This is a genomic window from Microbacterium sp. NPDC059771 (assembly GCF_042732495.1).
GTDB classification, from domain to species: Bacteria; Actinomycetota; Actinomycetes; order Actinomycetales; family Microbacteriaceae; genus Microbacterium; species Microbacterium sufflavum.
Genome location: NZ_JBHWHK010000002.1, coordinates 220,821 through 235,684, shown reverse-complemented (window position 1 = coordinate 235,684; position 14,864 = coordinate 220,821). Strand labels below are relative to the sequence as shown.

General features: G+C 73.4%; 15 protein-coding genes. 6 read left to right on the top strand and 9 right to left on the bottom strand.

Annotation, left to right across the window (positions count from 1 at the left end; genetic code table 11):
- Positions 1 to 45 precede the first annotated feature (45 nt).
- Both ACFV3I_RS14890 and ACFV3I_RS14885 read right to left on the bottom strand, forming a co-directional pair.
- Complete coding sequence (locus tag ACFV3I_RS14890) at positions 46 to 900, bottom strand: alpha/beta fold hydrolase (RefSeq protein WP_136028536.1); 855 nt, start codon at positions 898 to 900, stop codon at positions 46 to 48.
- Positions 901 to 909: 9 nt separating this feature from the next.
- Complete coding sequence (locus ACFV3I_RS14885) at positions 910 to 1,653, bottom strand: copper homeostasis protein CutC (RefSeq protein WP_378823417.1); 744 nt, start codon at positions 1,651 to 1,653, stop codon at positions 910 to 912.
- Positions 1,654 to 1,724: 71 nt separating this feature from the next.
- On the opposite strand from ACFV3I_RS14885, the gene ACFV3I_RS14880 reads away from it, so the two are divergent.
- The 3 genes from ACFV3I_RS14880 (at position 1,725) to ACFV3I_RS14870 (ending at position 3,844) form a co-directional block, all read left to right on the top strand.
- A complete protein-coding gene (locus ACFV3I_RS14880) occupies positions 1,725 to 2,165 on the top strand; it encodes a MarR family winged helix-turn-helix transcriptional regulator (protein ID WP_136034152.1) in 441 nt (146 codons plus the stop codon).
- Positions 2,166 to 2,170: 5 nt separating this feature from the next.
- The gene (locus ACFV3I_RS14875) at positions 2,171 to 3,505 is read left to right on the top strand and encodes an MFS transporter (RefSeq protein WP_136034163.1); all 1,335 of its coding nucleotides are present in this window, start codon (positions 2,171 to 2,173) and stop codon (positions 3,503 to 3,505) included.
- 72 nt (positions 3,506 to 3,577) lie between these two features.
- On the top strand, positions 3,578 to 3,844 hold the full coding sequence (locus ACFV3I_RS14870) for a hypothetical protein (protein ID WP_378823415.1): 267 nt from the start codon (positions 3,578 to 3,580) through the stop codon (positions 3,842 to 3,844).
- A gap of 81 nt (positions 3,845 to 3,925) precedes the next feature.
- On the opposite strand, the gene rocD is transcribed toward ACFV3I_RS14870, so the two are convergent.
- The 6 genes from rocD to ACFV3I_RS14840 form a co-directional block, all read right to left on the bottom strand.
- On the bottom strand, positions 3,926 to 5,149 hold the full coding sequence (rocD, locus tag ACFV3I_RS14865) for an ornithine--oxo-acid transaminase (RefSeq protein ID WP_378823414.1): 1,224 nt from the start codon (positions 5,147 to 5,149) through the stop codon (positions 3,926 to 3,928).
- Positions 5,146 to 6,024, bottom strand: a complete 879-nt coding sequence (ddaH, locus tag ACFV3I_RS14860; RefSeq protein WP_136034148.1) for a dimethylargininase — start codon at positions 6,022 to 6,024, stop codon at positions 5,146 to 5,148. Before ddaH ends, rocD begins: the two co-directional genes overlap by 4 nt.
- A 166-nt stretch (positions 6,025 to 6,190) precedes the next feature.
- Positions 6,191 to 7,183: an NAD(P)-dependent alcohol dehydrogenase gene (locus tag ACFV3I_RS14855; RefSeq protein WP_206252632.1), complete on the bottom strand. Its 993-nt coding sequence runs from the start codon at positions 7,181 to 7,183 to the stop codon at positions 6,191 to 6,193.
- Entirely contained in the window at positions 7,180 to 7,410 is a 231-nt protein-coding gene (locus ACFV3I_RS14850) for a helix-turn-helix transcriptional regulator (protein ID WP_136034144.1), read from the bottom strand. Before ACFV3I_RS14850 ends, ACFV3I_RS14855 begins: the two co-directional genes overlap by 4 nt.
- Entirely contained in the window at positions 7,410 to 7,844 is a 435-nt protein-coding gene (locus ACFV3I_RS14845; protein WP_136034142.1) for a hypothetical protein, read from the bottom strand. The genes ACFV3I_RS14850 and ACFV3I_RS14845 overlap by 1 nt, the downstream gene beginning before the upstream one ends.
- A gap of 83 nt (positions 7,845 to 7,927) precedes the next feature.
- Positions 7,928 to 11,581, bottom strand: coding sequence for a proline dehydrogenase family protein (locus ACFV3I_RS14840; protein ID WP_378823412.1), 3,654 nt, complete (start codon positions 11,579 to 11,581; stop codon positions 7,928 to 7,930).
- Positions 11,582 to 11,655: 74 nt separating this feature from the next.
- Here ACFV3I_RS14840 and ACFV3I_RS14835 point away from each other — a divergent pair, with 74 nt between their 5' ends.
- The 3 genes from ACFV3I_RS14835 to ACFV3I_RS14825 are packed head-to-tail and all read left to right on the top strand — an operon-like array spanning position 11,656 to position 13,483.
- Positions 11,656 to 12,336, top strand: coding sequence for a hypothetical protein (locus ACFV3I_RS14835; RefSeq protein WP_136044621.1), 681 nt, complete (start codon positions 11,656 to 11,658; stop codon positions 12,334 to 12,336).
- The gene (locus ACFV3I_RS14830; protein WP_378823409.1) at positions 12,333 to 12,896 is read left to right on the top strand and encodes a hypothetical protein; all 564 of its coding nucleotides are present in this window, start codon (positions 12,333 to 12,335) and stop codon (positions 12,894 to 12,896) included. Before ACFV3I_RS14835 ends, ACFV3I_RS14830 begins: the two co-directional genes overlap by 4 nt.
- The gene (locus tag ACFV3I_RS14825; RefSeq protein WP_247637793.1) at positions 12,893 to 13,483 is read left to right on the top strand and encodes a hypothetical protein; all 591 of its coding nucleotides are present in this window, start codon (positions 12,893 to 12,895) and stop codon (positions 13,481 to 13,483) included. Before ACFV3I_RS14830 ends, ACFV3I_RS14825 begins: the two co-directional genes overlap by 4 nt.
- Here ACFV3I_RS14825 and ACFV3I_RS14820 read toward each other — a convergent pair.
- On the bottom strand, positions 13,438 to 14,838 hold the full coding sequence (locus ACFV3I_RS14820; RefSeq protein ID WP_378823407.1) for a hypothetical protein: 1,401 nt from the start codon (positions 14,836 to 14,838) through the stop codon (positions 13,438 to 13,440). The two genes, ACFV3I_RS14825 and ACFV3I_RS14820, sit on opposite strands and share 46 nt — an antisense overlap.
- Between the last annotated feature and the right edge of the window lie 26 nt (positions 14,839 to 14,864).

Below are 14,864 nucleotides of genomic sequence, written 5' to 3'. Positions count from 1 at the left end.
CCGATAACGACCTCGCACCGGGGTCGCCGCCCGGCAGCGGGGATGTCAGCGGGCGGGGATGTGCGCGTCGAGCCACGCGAGCACGTCGGCGCGCACCTCGTCCTGCTGCTGCTCGTTGAAGATCTCGTGGCGGGCGTCGGGGTACACGAGGGTCGTGACGTCGGTGAGGCCCGAGCGGCGGCGATACTCGTCGGCGAGCTTGTGGACGCTGCGCGGACCGCCGACCGGGTCGTCGCGGCCGACCAGGAGGAGCATCGGCAGGTCGCGGGCGAGGTGCTTCGCCGGACGCCCGTAGAGCCGCGCCGCGTCGAGCGGACCGAAGAGCTTCAGCAGGGGCACGCCCGTGGTGAGCGGGTCCTCCTCGAAGGACTTCCACACCGCGGGGTCGCGGCTCAGCCACTCGTATCCGGTCGCGTCGTCGGCGGCCCACGCGGCGTTCAGCGGCGCGGGGTTCAGCGACCGCGGGGTCCGCAGGGCCGAGCCGGAGAGGATCACCGCGTCGTACGCCTCGGCGTGCTCGTTCACGAGCATCTGCGCCAGGAACGACCCCCACGAGTGCCCGAGGAGCACGAGCGGCAGGCCGGGGTTCTCGTCGCGGATGATGCCGGTGAGCTGCCAGATCGCGTCCTTCGCCGCCCGGAGTCCGCCGGGGCCGAGCCGCCCCAGCTTCTCGGGGTCGCCGTGCTGACGCAGACCGGTGCGCCCGTGGCCGCGGTGGTCGTCGGCGTACACGTGGAAGCCCGCGCCGGTGAGCGCGGCGATCAGCGCGGGATAGCGGCCGGCGTGCTCGCCCACGCCGTGCAACAGTTGCACGACGCCGCGGGGCTCGCCCGCAGCCGGGTGGACGTCGTAGACGATGGCGATGCCGTGGGAATCGGTGAACTCGCGGGTGTCGGTCACGCTGCGACCCTACCGGTCGCGCCCCGCGAGCGCGTCCCTGATCGCGACCGCGATGTCGCGGTCGGTGACCTCGTAGCCGCCCACGCCGTCGGACGCCGAGCCCATGCGCACGCCGCCCGCGGCGACGACCGTGCGCTTGGCGGAGAAGTGGAGCGCGTCGATGCCGGTCTCGGCGAGCACGGGGGCACTCGCGACGTCGACGCCGCTGCCGGCCATGACCTCGATCGCGCCCTCGGCCGCGGCGACCAGGGCGCGCAGCGTGTCGATGCCGTCGATCGCGGCGGACGCTCCGCCCGAGGTGAGCACCCGGCGCAGCCCGAGCTCGCGCGCGGTGCGGAGCGTGGCGACCGGGTCGGCGGTCACGTCGATGGCGCGGTGCAGCGTGACGGGTGCTCCCCCGGCGGCGTCGCGGAGACGGGCGACGGCCTCGCGATCGAGGCGGCCGGCGGCGTCGAGCACGCCAATCACGACGCCCGCGGCCCCCGCGGCGATCGCGTGGCGCACGTCGCGCTCGGCGACCGCGAGCTCGTCGGCGTCATAGTGGAAGTCGCCGGCGCGCGGACGGATCAGCACGTGCACCTCGGGGCCGTCGGCGGCGGCGGCGAGCGCGAGCTCCACGGTCCCGGGCGAGGGGGTGAGGCCGCCGAGCGCGAGGGCCGTGGCGAGCTCGACACGGGCGGCGCCGATCTCTGCGGCGATGCGCACTCCGGCGGGGTCCTGGACGGCGAGTTCGAGAGCGAGGGTACGGGTCACCCGTCCATTCTGCCGGGTGGATGCGCGACGGCCCGCCCACGACGCCCGAATATTAGATAGACTAACTAAGTATGTCTGCGCCCGATGATCTCCTCGCCCTCACCGCCACAGACCTGCGCCTGGCCACGTTCCGGCTCGCCCGCCGCCTCCGCTGCGCCCGCGCCGCAGACACCATGAGCGACACCCAGCTCGCCGTGCTCGCCGATCTGCGCATGAACGGCCGGCGCACGATCTCCACCCTCGCCGAGCGCGAGCGCGTGACCGCCCCCTCCATGACCAGCATCGTCAACGGGCTCGAGGAGCAGGGCTACGTCGCCCGCACGCCCGACGAGGACGACCGCCGGCGCGTGCAGGTCGACATCACGCCCGCCGGCGCCGAGATCGTGGTCGAGACCATCCGCCGCCGCGACGAACTGCTGGCCGACATGCTCCGCGAGGTCGACTACACCGAGGCCGAGCTCGCGATCCTGCGCGATGCGAGCGCCCTGATGCGGAGGGTGGTCGAACGATGAGCGCCATGTTCCGCTCGTTCGCGAACATCAACTACCGCATCTGGTTCGCGGGCGCCCTGGTCTCCAACGTCGGCGGCTGGATGCAGGCCACCGCGCAGGACTGGGTCGTGCTGACCGAGCTCACCGACAACGACGCGACCGCGATGGGCATCACGATGGCCCTCCAGTTCGGGCCACCCCTCGTGCTCGTGAGCCTCACCGGCTGGGTGGCCGACCGCTTCGACCGCCGCCGCATCCTGCTCGCCACGCAGGGCTCGCTGCTCGCGCTCGCGATCGCCGTCGGCTCGCTGCTGCTGGCCGGCGTCATGACACTGCCGATGATGTTCGCCTTCGCGCTCGGCTTCGGCATCGTCAACGCGTTCGACGCCCCGGCCCGCCAGGCCTTCGTGTCCGACATGGTCTCCGCCGCCGACACCTCGAACGCGGTCGCCCTCAACTCCGCCTCGTTCAACCTCGCCCGCATGGTGGGCCCGGCCGTGGGCGGACTCCTCATCGTCGCGATCGGCTCCGGGTGGGTGTTCATCGCCAACGCCGCCACCTTCCTCGCGATGATCCTGGCCCTGCTGCTGATGCGCGCGAACCTGCTCGCCCCGCGGCCCAAGCACCGCAACCGGGGCGGGCTGGCCGAGGGCTTCCGCTACGTGTGGGCGCGCAGCGACCTCAAGGTCGTGTTCGTGACGGTGTTCCTGATCGGCGCGTTCGGCATGAACTTCCCGATCTTCGCCTCCACCATGGCCCTCGAGTTCGGTGCGGGAGCCGACGGCTACGGGGTGCTCAGCTCGGTGCTCGCGATCGGCTCGCTGATCGGCGCGCTGCTCGCCGCCCGCCGCGACACCGCGCGCGTGCGGGTCGTGATCCTCGCCGCGGGCGGGTTCGGCATCGCCGCGTTCGTGTCGGCCGCCATGCCGAGCTACCTCGCCTACGCCGTGACCCTCACCTTCACGGGCTTCATGATCGTGACGCTGCTGACCACGGCGAACGGGTACGTGCAGATCACGACCGACCCGGCGCTGCGCGGACGCGTGCTGGCGCTGTACATGGCCGTGATCATGGGTTCGACCCCGGTCGGCGCGCCGATCGCCGGGTGGGTCGCCGACACGTTCGGCCCGCGCGCCGCGATCATGCTGGGCGGCACGGCGGGCTTCGTCGCGTGCGCGATCGGCGTGCTGTGGGTGCTCACCTCCGGGCGCCTGCACCGGCACGAGACCAGCCGCTTCCTGCTCACCCTCGACGAGACGCGGCCGCTGCGGGTCGTGCAGCCCGTCGAACCGGTCGACTTCACCGAGAAGGCGACCGTGACCACGCCGATCCGCACGGTGCGCCGCGACGACGGCGAGTGACGACCGCGGCGTTTTGTCAACGCCCTCCGTGTCACCCGCCCCACGCCGTACGGTCGGGCCATGGACGACAACATGAGCACCCCCCATCCCCAGGACCCGGCCGAGGGCGCGCCCGACGTCGACGTGCCCCAGGAGGACGGCCAGGGCGACGGCACCGGCGGCGCGATCCAGGGCGACAGCTCCCGCGGCGAGTCGACCGGCGGCGCGATCCAGGGCAGCTCCGGCCCCGGTCACGCCCCGCTCGGCGGCTCGGAGAACACGGAGGACGGCCTCGACGCGGACAACCCCGCCGAGGAGGACACCCTGAAGACGCTCGACCCGGACAACCCGCCGGCCTGAGCGCTCCCGCAGACGGAACCGCGGACGGGACGACCGGAGACCGGTGCCCGTCCGCGGATCCTTCGCGTGCGTATGAGGGGCTCAGCCCGCCAGCACGAGCTTGAGCTGCTCGACCGCCCAGTCGAGCTCGGTCGCGCGGATCACGAGCGGCGGGGCGATGCGGATGGTCTGGCCGTGCGTGTCCTTCACGAGCACACCCCGCTCGGACAGCTTCTCCGCGACCGCCCGGCCCGTCCCGATCGCCGGGTCGATGTCGACGCCGGCCCACAGCCCCGCGATGCGCACCGCGGTCACGCCGTGGCCGATGAGCGGCTGCAGCGCGGCCTCCAGGTGCGCACCCAGAGCCCGTGCGCGCTCCTGGAACTCGCCCGTCTGCATCATCTCCACCACGCGCAGCCCGACCGCCGCCGCGAGCGGGTTGCCGCCGAACGTCGACCCGTGCTCGCCCGGGCGGATCACGCCCAGCACGTCGCGGTCGCCCACCACGGCCGACACCGGGAGGATGCCGCCGCCGAGCGCCTTGCCGAGCAGGTACAGGTCGGGCACGACGCCCTCGCGGTCGCACGCGAACGTCTCGCCCACCCGGCCCAGTCCCGCCTGGATCTCGTCGGCGATGAACAGCACGTTCTTCGCGTCGCAGATCTCGCGGATGCGGCGCAGGTAGCCCTCCGGCGGGATCACGACCCCGGCCTCGCCCTGGATCGGCTCGACCAGCACGGCCGCGGTGTTCTCCGTGATCGCGGCCTCGATGGCCTCGGCGTCGGCGAACGGCACCCGATCGAAGCCCGGCGTGTAGGGGCCGAAGTCGTCGTGCGCGGTCTCGTCGTCGCTGAAGCTCACGATGGTGGTGGTGCGCCCGTGGAAGTTGCCGTTGGCCACCACGATGCGCGCCTCACCCTCGGGGATGCCCTTCACGCGGTAGCCCCAGGCGCGGGCGACCTTGATGCCGGTCTCCACGGCCTCGGCGCCGGTGTTCATCGGGAGCACGAGCTCCTTACCGCACAGCTCGGCGAGCGCCGCGGCGAAGGGCTCGAGCGTGTCGCTCTGGAACGCCCGGCTCACCAGGGTCACGCGGCCGAGCTGCTCCGTGAGGGCGGCGACCAGGGCGGGGTGGCGGTGACCGAAGTTCACGGCCGAGTAGGCGGCGAGCAGGTCGAGGTAGCGCTTGCCCTCCACGTCGGTGACCCACGCGCCCTCGCCCCGCGCGATCATGACCGGCAGCGGGTGGTAGTTGTGCGCGACGTGCGGCTCCGCGTGCGCCGTGGCCTCAGCGGCCGCCGCGGTCACCGGCTCGACCGCGGTCACTTCGCACCGCGCAGTTCGAGCGTGCAGCACTTGATGCCGCCGCCGCCGAGCAGCAGCTCGGACAGGTCGACCGTGATCGGGTTGTACCCGCGCTCGCGCAGCTGCTGCTCGAAGCCCTTCGCGCGCGGCGAGATGATCACGTTGTAGCCGTCGCTGGACGAGTTGAGGCCGAACACCGCGCCGTCCTCGTCGGACACCAGGATCGCGTCCGGGAAGCGCCGCTCGAGCTCGGCCCGGCTGGCGTCGTCGAAGGCACCGGGCAGGTAGGCGATGTTGGCGCGCTCCGGGCCGCCGTTCTCCACGCCCTGCACCGGGTCGAGCACCGCGATGGCGGTGTCGAGGTGGTAGAAGCGCGGGTCGACGAGGTTGAGCGACACGACCTCGCGGCCGAACACCTCACCCACCTCGCGGTGGCTGTCGCCCGTGGAGCGGAAACCGGTGCCGGCGAGGATCACGTCACCCACCAGCAGGAAGTCGCCCTCACCCTCGTTGACCTCTTCGGGCAGCACCGTGTCGTAGCCGTTGGCGCGGAACCAGTCGGCGAACGCCGGGGCCTCGCCCTGACGCTCGACGAAGCGGAACTCGGGCACGTACGCGCGGCCGTCGATCAGGAAGCCGCCGTTGGCCGTGTAGACCATGTCGGGGTATCCGGCGAGCGGCTCGATCAGCTCGACCTCGTGGCCCAGCTCGACGTACAGGTCGTACAGCTTCTGCCACTGCTCGACCGCACGGGCCGTGTCGGTCGGCTTGGCCGGCTCCATCCACGGGTTGATCGAGTAGTTCACCGTGAAGTGCTCTGGACGGCACATCAGGTAGTGGCGGCGGTGCGCGGTGCGCGCAGGGGCGGTGGTGACGGCGGTCTCCGGCGTCGACATGGATGCTCCTCGTGTGAACGGGCGCGGCGGACGCTGTCCAGGGGCCCGGCGGTCCTTCGACCCGTCGCTCGCGCGGGAGCGGGTGCGGGGAAGATGCGACTCGGGCACGCCGGTGACCATTGTGCCACCCGCGCCTGACCGCCCGCCAGATCCCGCGCCGCCGCGCTCAGGTGCCGCGCACGACCAGCTTTCCGACCACGTGCCCCTCCTGCAGCCGGGCGAGCGCGGCCCCGGCCCCGGCGAAGTCGTAGGTCTCGGCGATCACCGGCACGAGGCTGCCATCCGCCACGAGCTCGAGCAGCCGGGCGAGCACCTCGGGCCGGGGCGTCGCCGCGAGCGGGCGGATGCGCCGCGACCCGAGCGACAGCACGACCGCCCTCAGCATGCGCGGGATCGGACCCAGCACGGGCCCGCCGTCGCCGGTGACCAGCACCACGCGACCGCCGGGCACCACCAGTCGCTGCAGCTGCCGCAGCGGGATGCCGCCCGCGACGTCGATGATCGCGTCGAAGTGCCCCGCGGGCAGCTCGCGCAGGGGCGTGACCCGGTGGTCGAACGTGCGCACGGCCCCGAGGCGTTCGATCAGCGGCTGGTTGCGGTCGCGGCACGACGCCCACACCTCGGCCCCGCGCAGCGCGGCGAGCTGCACCGCGAACGTGCCGACCCCGCCCGACGCCCCGATCACCAGCACCCGCGGGGTGCCGCCGTGCAGTCCGACCCCGCCGAGGTCGAGCGCCTGCCACGCCGTGCCCCCGGCGACCGGGAGCGTGGCGGCGACCTCGGGCTCCACGCCCGGCGGCAGCGGCACGAGCCGGGCGGCCGGCACCCGCACGTACTCCGCGAGACCTCCGCCGCCCACGAGCTCCCCGACCACGTGCTCGTCGAGCTCGGCGCCCACCACGTCGGGCCCGACGCCCACGACCGTGCCGACGACCTCCATGCCGCGCACAGGATGCTTCGGCCGGGTGAGCCCGAACGCCGGTCGCACGAGCAGCGGATCGCCGAGCAGCAGCCGCACGTCGCCCGCATTGAGCGCGGTGGCCCGCACGCGGAGCAGCACCTCGCCGTGGTGCGGCTGCGGCAGGGGGAGGCGTTCGAGCGCGACTCCGTCGGCGGGGCCGTAGGTCTCGCGACGCCAGGCAGCCATGCGGGCGGTCATGCGGCACCTCCGGGGGCGCTCGGATAGGAGAACAGCTCGTCGAGCCCGACGCCGAAGGCGCGAGCGATCTGGAACGCGAGCTCGAGCGTGGGCGAGTATTTCTGCTGCTCGATCGCGATGAGCGTCTGGCGCGTCACGCCGACGGTCTTGGCGAGCTCGGCCTGGGTGAGCCCTGCCCGCTCGCGGTGGGCGCGGATGCTGTTGGAGACGAGGGTGGGCTTGACCATCACACGAGCCCCCGCCGGTAGGCGATCACCCGGGCGATGCCGCCGACCACCGCGGCCACGAAGAACCCGAGGAACATCGTGTTCGCGATCCAGAAGACGTCGGCTCCGATCCCGCACAGCACGATCACGCCGAGTCCGGCGATCGCCACGAACGCCTGCTCCACGCGGGCGCCCATGCGGCCGATGTCGCGGTCGCGGATGTCGGAGCGGCCGACGCCGTCGGGGTCGCGCATCCCGGCCAGGATGCCCCAGGCGACGCTGAGCAGGATGGTGCCGACGATGCCGCCGCCGATGCTCCAGAGCATGAGCGGGAACCAGTCGACCGCGGTGAGCGGCCCGCCCGCCGCCTGCTGCAGCACGAGCACCACGTAGGCGACGAGCACGATCGGGCTGATGATGAGCCCCGCCCAGACATTGCGTTCCTCGTAGACCATGACGCCCTCCGAATGTAAAGGATTCTTGACATGAGGCTACGCGCGGCGGATCACCGTGTCAAGAATCTTTTACACACCCGGGGTCAGATGACGGGAGCACTCCAGGGGTCGAGGTTGCCGTAGCGGTGCGCCGTGATGGAGATCGACTGCTCGTGCACGAACGGGAGCAGCTCGATGCGGGCGGCCGCGGTCACCTCCGCGTCGTACACCGCCAGGTCGGGGTCGCCCGCGGTCGCCGCCGCCAGCGACGCCCGCAGCGTCGCGACCGCCTCCCGGCCGCCCACCAGACGCACCCGGTCGTACCGCGCGCCCGCGCTCGCGCCCTCCGCCGGCTCCTCCTCCGCGGACAGCAGGCGCTGCATCCACTCCTCGTCCGACTCCAGGAAGACCACCGCGTCGAGGTCGCCCAGCGCGTGCCGCACCCCGGCCGGCAGCCCCACCGGGGTGGAGAGCACGAAGCCCGCCCCCGCGCGGACCCCCGCGATCACGACCCGCAGCACGTCCTGCAGCCGTGCGTCCTCGGTCGCCCTGATCTCCACGTGCCCCGGGCGGTAGCGGAACAGGTTGCGCTCCACCTCCAGCCGCGACACGTCGCGCACCCGCCCGAACTCTCGGTCCCAGGCCAGGGCATCCGACAGGGCCGCGCGCCGCAGCCACTCGAAGGCCTCGTACGCCAGCGACGGCTGCGCCGACTCGATGAGCGCCGTGATGCGCGAGTCGAGTCCCCGCAGGTGCAGGGTGCTCGATGCCGCGCCCCCGGGCTGCGAGCGCCACGTGCCGAGGCCGATCAGGTGGTTCGGGCCGCCCGGCTTCGCACCGGGGCCGACCGACGACCGCTTCCAGCCGCCGAAGGGCTGCCGCTGCACGATCGCCCCCGTGGTGCCGCGGTTGACGTAGAGGTTGCCCGCCTGCACCCGGTCGAGCCAGAGCGACAGGTCGTCGGGGTCCTGCGTGTGGAGCCCGGCCGTGAGGCCGTACGCGACCGCGTTCTGCAGCTCGATCGCGCGCGCGAGCGTGGGCGCGTGCATGATGCCGAGCACCGGGCCGAAGAACTCCTCGAGGTGGAAGCGCGACCCCGGCTGCACGCCCACGCGCACGCCGGGCCGCCACAGTCGTCCGCTCTCGTCGCCGTCCACGGGGGCGGGCTCGATCAGCCACCGCTCGTCGCCCTCCAGCTCGGTGAGCGCCCAGGCGAGCTTGCCCTGCGGCTGCTCGATCACGGGGCCCACCTCGGCCGACGGATCCGCCGGCCAGCCCACGCGCAGGGAGCGGACCGCGTCGGCGAGCTGCCGGGCGAAGCGCTGCGAACGGCCGACCGGGCCGACGAGGATCGCGAGGGAGGCGGCGGAGCACTTCTGCCCCGCGTGCCCGAAGGCGCTCTTGACCAGGTCGGCGACGGCCAGATCGAGGTCGGCGGACGGCGTGATGATCATGGCGTTCTTGCCGCTGGTCTCGGCGAGCAGCGGCAGGTCGGGGCGCCACGAGCGGAACAACGCCGCCGTCTCCCACGAGCCGGTGAGGATCACGCGGTCCACGGCCTCGTCGGTGATCAGCGCCCGTCCGAGCTCGCCCTCCTCGATGTCGACCAGGGCGAGCACCTCGCGCGGCACGCCGCCCTCCCACAGGGCCTCGGCGAGCGCGGCGGCGCAGCGTCGCGCCTGCGGGGCGGGCTTGAGCACGACCCCCGAGCCGGCGGCGAGCGCGGCGAGCACCCCTCCGGCCGGGATCGCGAGCGGGAAGTTCCAGGGCGGCGCGACCACGGTCACGCGCGCCGGCACGAACACGGCACCGGAGATCGCGTCGAGCTCGCGGCACGTGGAGGCGTAGTAGCGGGCGAAGTCGACGGCCTCGCTGACCTCCACGTCGGCCTCGGCGAGCACCTTTCCGGTCTCCGCCGCGGCCACCTCGATCAGCTCCCCGCGCCGACCGTCGAGCGCGGCGGCGGCCCGCAGCAGCACCTCCGCGCGCTCCGCCGCCGGACGCGAGCCCCACGACGCGGCCGCGGCGCGCACGCCCCGCACGAGGCGCCCGAGCTCGTCGGCGTCGTCCACGCGGGCGGCGGCGAGCACGGCCTCCCCCACGGTCGAGTCGGCCAGGCGACCACGGATCCCGTCGGCCCACTCCCGGTTGGCGGGCAGCGCGAGGTCGGTGTCCTGCGCGTTGGCGAAGCCCGGAGCGCCGCCCGTGTCCTCACCGCGCTCGCGGGCCGCGTACACCGCCGTCTCCAGGAAAGCCCCGGTGTCCGCGCCGTCGGTGCCGCGGGCGATGCCCAGCACCGCCTGCGTCAGGTCGGCCTCGGGGATCGGGGCCGCGGCGGTCGGGCGGACCGACTCGTGCACGGGTGCGAGCCGGTCCTGCGTGCGGCGCGGTCCGCGGAGCAGGGTCGCGTCCGTGGAGCGGTCGAGGGCGTCGAGGAACCGGTCGCGCTCCCGGGCGAACAGCCCCTCGTCCTCGTGCAGCCGGAAGGCCGCGGACAGGAAGTTGTCGGACGACGCGTTCTCCTCCAGCCGCCGCACCAGGTAGCTGATGGCCACGTCGAACTCGGCCGGGGCGACCACGGGCACGTACAGCAGCACCGGCCCGACCTCGCGCGACACGGCCCGCACCTGGCCCTGCGCCATCCCGAGCAGCATCTCGAACTCGATCGCATCGCGCACGCCGCGCTCGCCCGCGAGCAGCCAGGCGTAGGCGATGCCGAACAGGTTGTGCCCGGCGATCCCCAGCTTCACGGCGGAGGTGTGCGCGGGCGTGAGCGCCCAGTCCAGGCAGCGGAGGTAGTTCGCGTCGGTGTCGAGCTTGGTGTCGTAGGTCGCGGGGGTCCAGCCGTGCAGCCGCGCCTCGACGTGCTCCATGGCGAGGTTCGCGCCCTTCACGAGCCGCACCTTGATGCGGGCACCCCCGTGGGCCACGCGGTCCTGCGCCCACGCGGTCAGCTCCTGCAGCGCGGGCAGCGCGTCGGGCAGGTAGGCCTGCAGCACGATGCCGGCCTCCAGCCGCGCCAGCCGCGGATCCTCCAGCAGCCGCGTGAACACCGCGATCGTGAGGTCGAGGTCGCGGTACTCCTCCATGTCGAGGTTGATGAAGGTGCCGTCGTCCGCCGCGGTCAGGTACAGCGGCAGCAGACGCTGCACCACGCGGTCGACGACGGCGTCGAACCCCCACATCGAGATGCGGCTCATGATGGCCGACACCTTGACCGACACGTAGTCCACGTCGGCGCGGCGGATGAGCTCGTGGATGCCGTCGAGCCGGCGCTGCGCCTCGGCCTCGCCCAGCACCGCCTCGCCCAGCAGGTTGAGGTTGAGCCGCGAGCCCGAGGCACGCAGCCGCTCGATCGCGGGGCCGAGCTTGGCGGGACGCGCGTCGACCACGAGGTGCCCGACCATGTCGCGCAGCGCCCGCCGCGCGATCGGCACGACCGGGGTCGGCAGCACGGGCGCGACACCCCCGCCCAGACGCACGGCCGAGCGCAGGTACCAGGGCAGGAACTCGGGCACGATCGGCGCGATGCGGTGCAGGCGGGCGGCGGCCGCGGTCAGGCTCTCCGGGCGCATCACACCGTCGACGAAGCCGAGCGTGAAGGGCAGGCCGTTCGCGTCGCGCAGCACCCCGGCCAGGCGTGCGGCCGCGGGGTCGACGTCGGCCGCCGCGGCCTCGATCACCCAGCGGCGCGCGAGGTCGATCGCACGGTCGGAGAGGGGGGCGGACGACGCGGCATCTGGCGGGAGCTCGGCCATGATCCTCAGCCTATGACCGGGCCCCTGTTTCGGCGGGAGCCCGGGCCGCACGACCTCGCCCCTATGCTGTTGCCGTGACCACGACACCGCCGGAGGGGACGGCGCCGCAGGGCCGCAGCGACGCGTCCGCCGCCCGGGCCAGGGTGCTGGGGTGGGCGCGGCGCAGCATCGACCTGATCCCGACCCCGTGGCTGCTCACCGGCGCGGGGGCGCTGCTCCTCGCCGGCACCGCGGTGTTCGGCGGGCTGGAGGCGGCCGCGGTCGACCCGATCCCCGAGGTCGCGGTGGGTGAGACGTACGCGGGGTCCGACCTGGAGCTGACGGTCGTGGCGGTGGAGCTGCGCGACGACCGCGGGCAGACGTGGGTGTTCCCCGACGAGGAGAAGGGCGAGCGCGTGCTGGTGGTCACGGTCGACGCGGTGAACACCTTCCACGCCCCGCGCGGCTCGACCTCGGGCGTCCCCGAGTCGGCGGTGGTCGACGGCATCCGCATCGAGGGCCTCGACGAGAAGGGGCAGGTGTCGCGGGCCGACGACGGACGCGGGGCCCCGACGCTGCAGCCCGACGTCCCCGCACGACTGCTGCTCGCCTGGCTCGTGGGGCCGGACGACTACCGGGAGGGCGAGGAGCTCACGCTCACCCTGCCGGACTCCACGCACGCGGTCGGCTCGCGGGTGATCCGCGGGGACTACTGGACCGACGTGCGGGTCGGCGCGACCCTCACGGCGCGGATCGGCGAGGGGACGGCACCGTGAAGAAGCACGTCCTCGTGTGGCTGCTCACCGCGGCGCTGCTCGCCGGCGCGTGGGTGGTGTCGAAGGTCACGCTTCCGGACGACGCCGCGACGGCCGCGTTCCCCCGGGTCACGCGGATCGGCGAGGAGGCCGCCGTGCGCAACCTCGTCGTGACGATCACCGACGTGCGCCTGGCCGACCGGGTCGAAGACGCGGACGGCTGGTCGGCCGACGGCACCTGGCTGGTGGTCGACCTGGAGGCCGCGTCCGCCGTGACGCAGGACCTCAGCACCCTCTCGCTCGCGCAGCTCACCATCGGCGACCGCACGTTCAGCGCCACCGATCGCGGGACGACGTTCTCGCAGCAGCGGCTGGTGACCGGCGTCCCCCGCGCGGGGAGCCTGGCCTTCGAGCTGCCAGACGACGTCACGGACGCCCGCGCCACCCTGCGCCTCGGGGTCGCGGGCGCCGGCATCGGCAAGGTGCTGCTCGACGGGGTCGTCGACCTGCCGCTCGACCTCGCCGACCTCCCGGTCGAGTCCGCGATCCTCCTCGACGAGAACGGGTGGGCCCGCCGATGACGATCCCGCCTCCGCCGCTCCCGCCCGCGCCCACGGTCGAGCCCGCACCGGCGCCGCGTCGGCCGTCGTGGTGGCGTCGCAACGCCGTCGCGCTCGTCGCCCTCGCGGTGCTCGCCCCGGTCACCGCCGCGGCCGTCGGCTGGCAGGAGTGGTATCAGTACTTCGGGTTCGGAGCCAGGGCGGTCACCGCGATCACGGTCGACGAAGACGCCTCGGCCGACCTCGCCGGAGCCGAGTGGGGTCCGGTGCGCGGGGGCGAGATCGACGACGTGAGCGGCCTCGACGTCCCCGACGGCACGCGGCTGATCGCCGTGGCGGTGCCGGTCGACGCGAGCACCGCGGGCATCGGCTGCGAGACCCCGAAGCTGGTGGAGCGGGCGACGGGCCGCGAGTGGCGCCCCGTGCGTCTGGAGATCGGGCTGCTGTCCGACCCGGACGAGCCGGAGACGTGCCTGAGCGCAGAGGCCGGGGAGTACGAGCTGGTCGTGCCGTTCGTGGTGCCGGACGACGCGGAGGGCCCGTTCTGGGTGGACGTGCGACCCTACGACGCGGGCGGCTCGTTCCTCAGGTTCGCGTTCGAGCTCTGACCCCCCACGGCATCGCGCGGCGGGGCGGCGACGACGGCCGCGGCGACCGCGTCGACCGAGGAGGGCAGCAGCCCCGCGGCATCGGCGACGGCGCGCATCTCCGCCTCGGCCGCGGAACCGGTGGTGGTGTCGGAGCGCTCCTGCTGCTTGCGTCGCAGTCGCCCGAGCGTGGCGTCGTACGCGCCGCTGATCACGGCGATGCGCACGGGCTCGATCAGCAGCATCGGGACGAGGGACACGAGGGGCGTCGCGACCGCCCAGAAGACGAAGTCGTGCGGACCGATCAGGCGGGTGAGACCGAAGGCCAGGTACGACTCGAGCGCCTTCACCACCACGTACAGCAGGGCGTAGGACGCGACCAGGAGCGGGCCGGCCCGCCACATCAGCAGCAGCGCGCGACCGATCGGGCGGAACCGGGCGCCGAGTTCGTCGCCGAGGTCTCTGAGCCGGCGCACGAGCGGGTTGGGGATGGCCTCGGCGTGCTGACGGAACCGCGACAGGAACCGGCTCTCGACGCGCAGCTTCTCGGCCACGATCGCCTGCCCGAACACGACGCCGGCGATCGTGAGCCACGCCAGCGGCGCCAGCAGCACCGGACCGGCCTCCGACAGCACCCAGCCGACCCCGTCCCACAGCCACCGCAGCGGCGCGACCGCGTCCAGCAGTCCCTCGCGCACGTCTTCCAGGACCGCCATCGCGGCTCGGCTGTCTACCCAGGCCTTGATCGCGTCGAACACGTCGCCGAGCACCATGACCGAGAAGAACACCCAGACGACCTCGAAGTACACCGCCACGGGCGAGAGCCAGGCGGCGAGTTTCGGCGACCACTTCGACCACGCCCATCGCCCGGCGAACGCGACGACGATGATCGCGATCGTCCAGACGTTGAGGGGCAGGTTGAGCACCGTGTCCTCGGAGCCGACGGCCGGTTCGCCGTTGACGCTCGCCGTCCAGATGATCCCGGAGCGCACCTCGAGGGCACGGGCCGAGTAGGTGCGCACGTCCTCGCCGAGCAGGCCCTGCGCCCAGTACACGGCGAAGAAGGGGAGGATCCCGGCGAGCAGCGCGGTGAGGAACGTCCGGCGCCGGTCAGCGGCGGACTCCGGGAGCGGGGCGACCTCCTGCAGGTTGCGCAGCCCGTCGCGCAGCACCAGGAACATGGCCACCAGGCTGACGAGCCGGGCGAGGATCGCGATGGGCAGCACCAGGAAGCCCAGCGTGGCCGAGGTGGCACCCATGAAACCGGCGATCTCGGTGATCACGTAGTGCACGAGGACCCCGGCCAGGTACCACGCCATGAGCGCGGGCCAGTGCCGCAGCAGCACGCGCCCGGCGGTCGTCAGGATGGCCAGCACAGCGTCAATATATCGGCAGTGCGCCC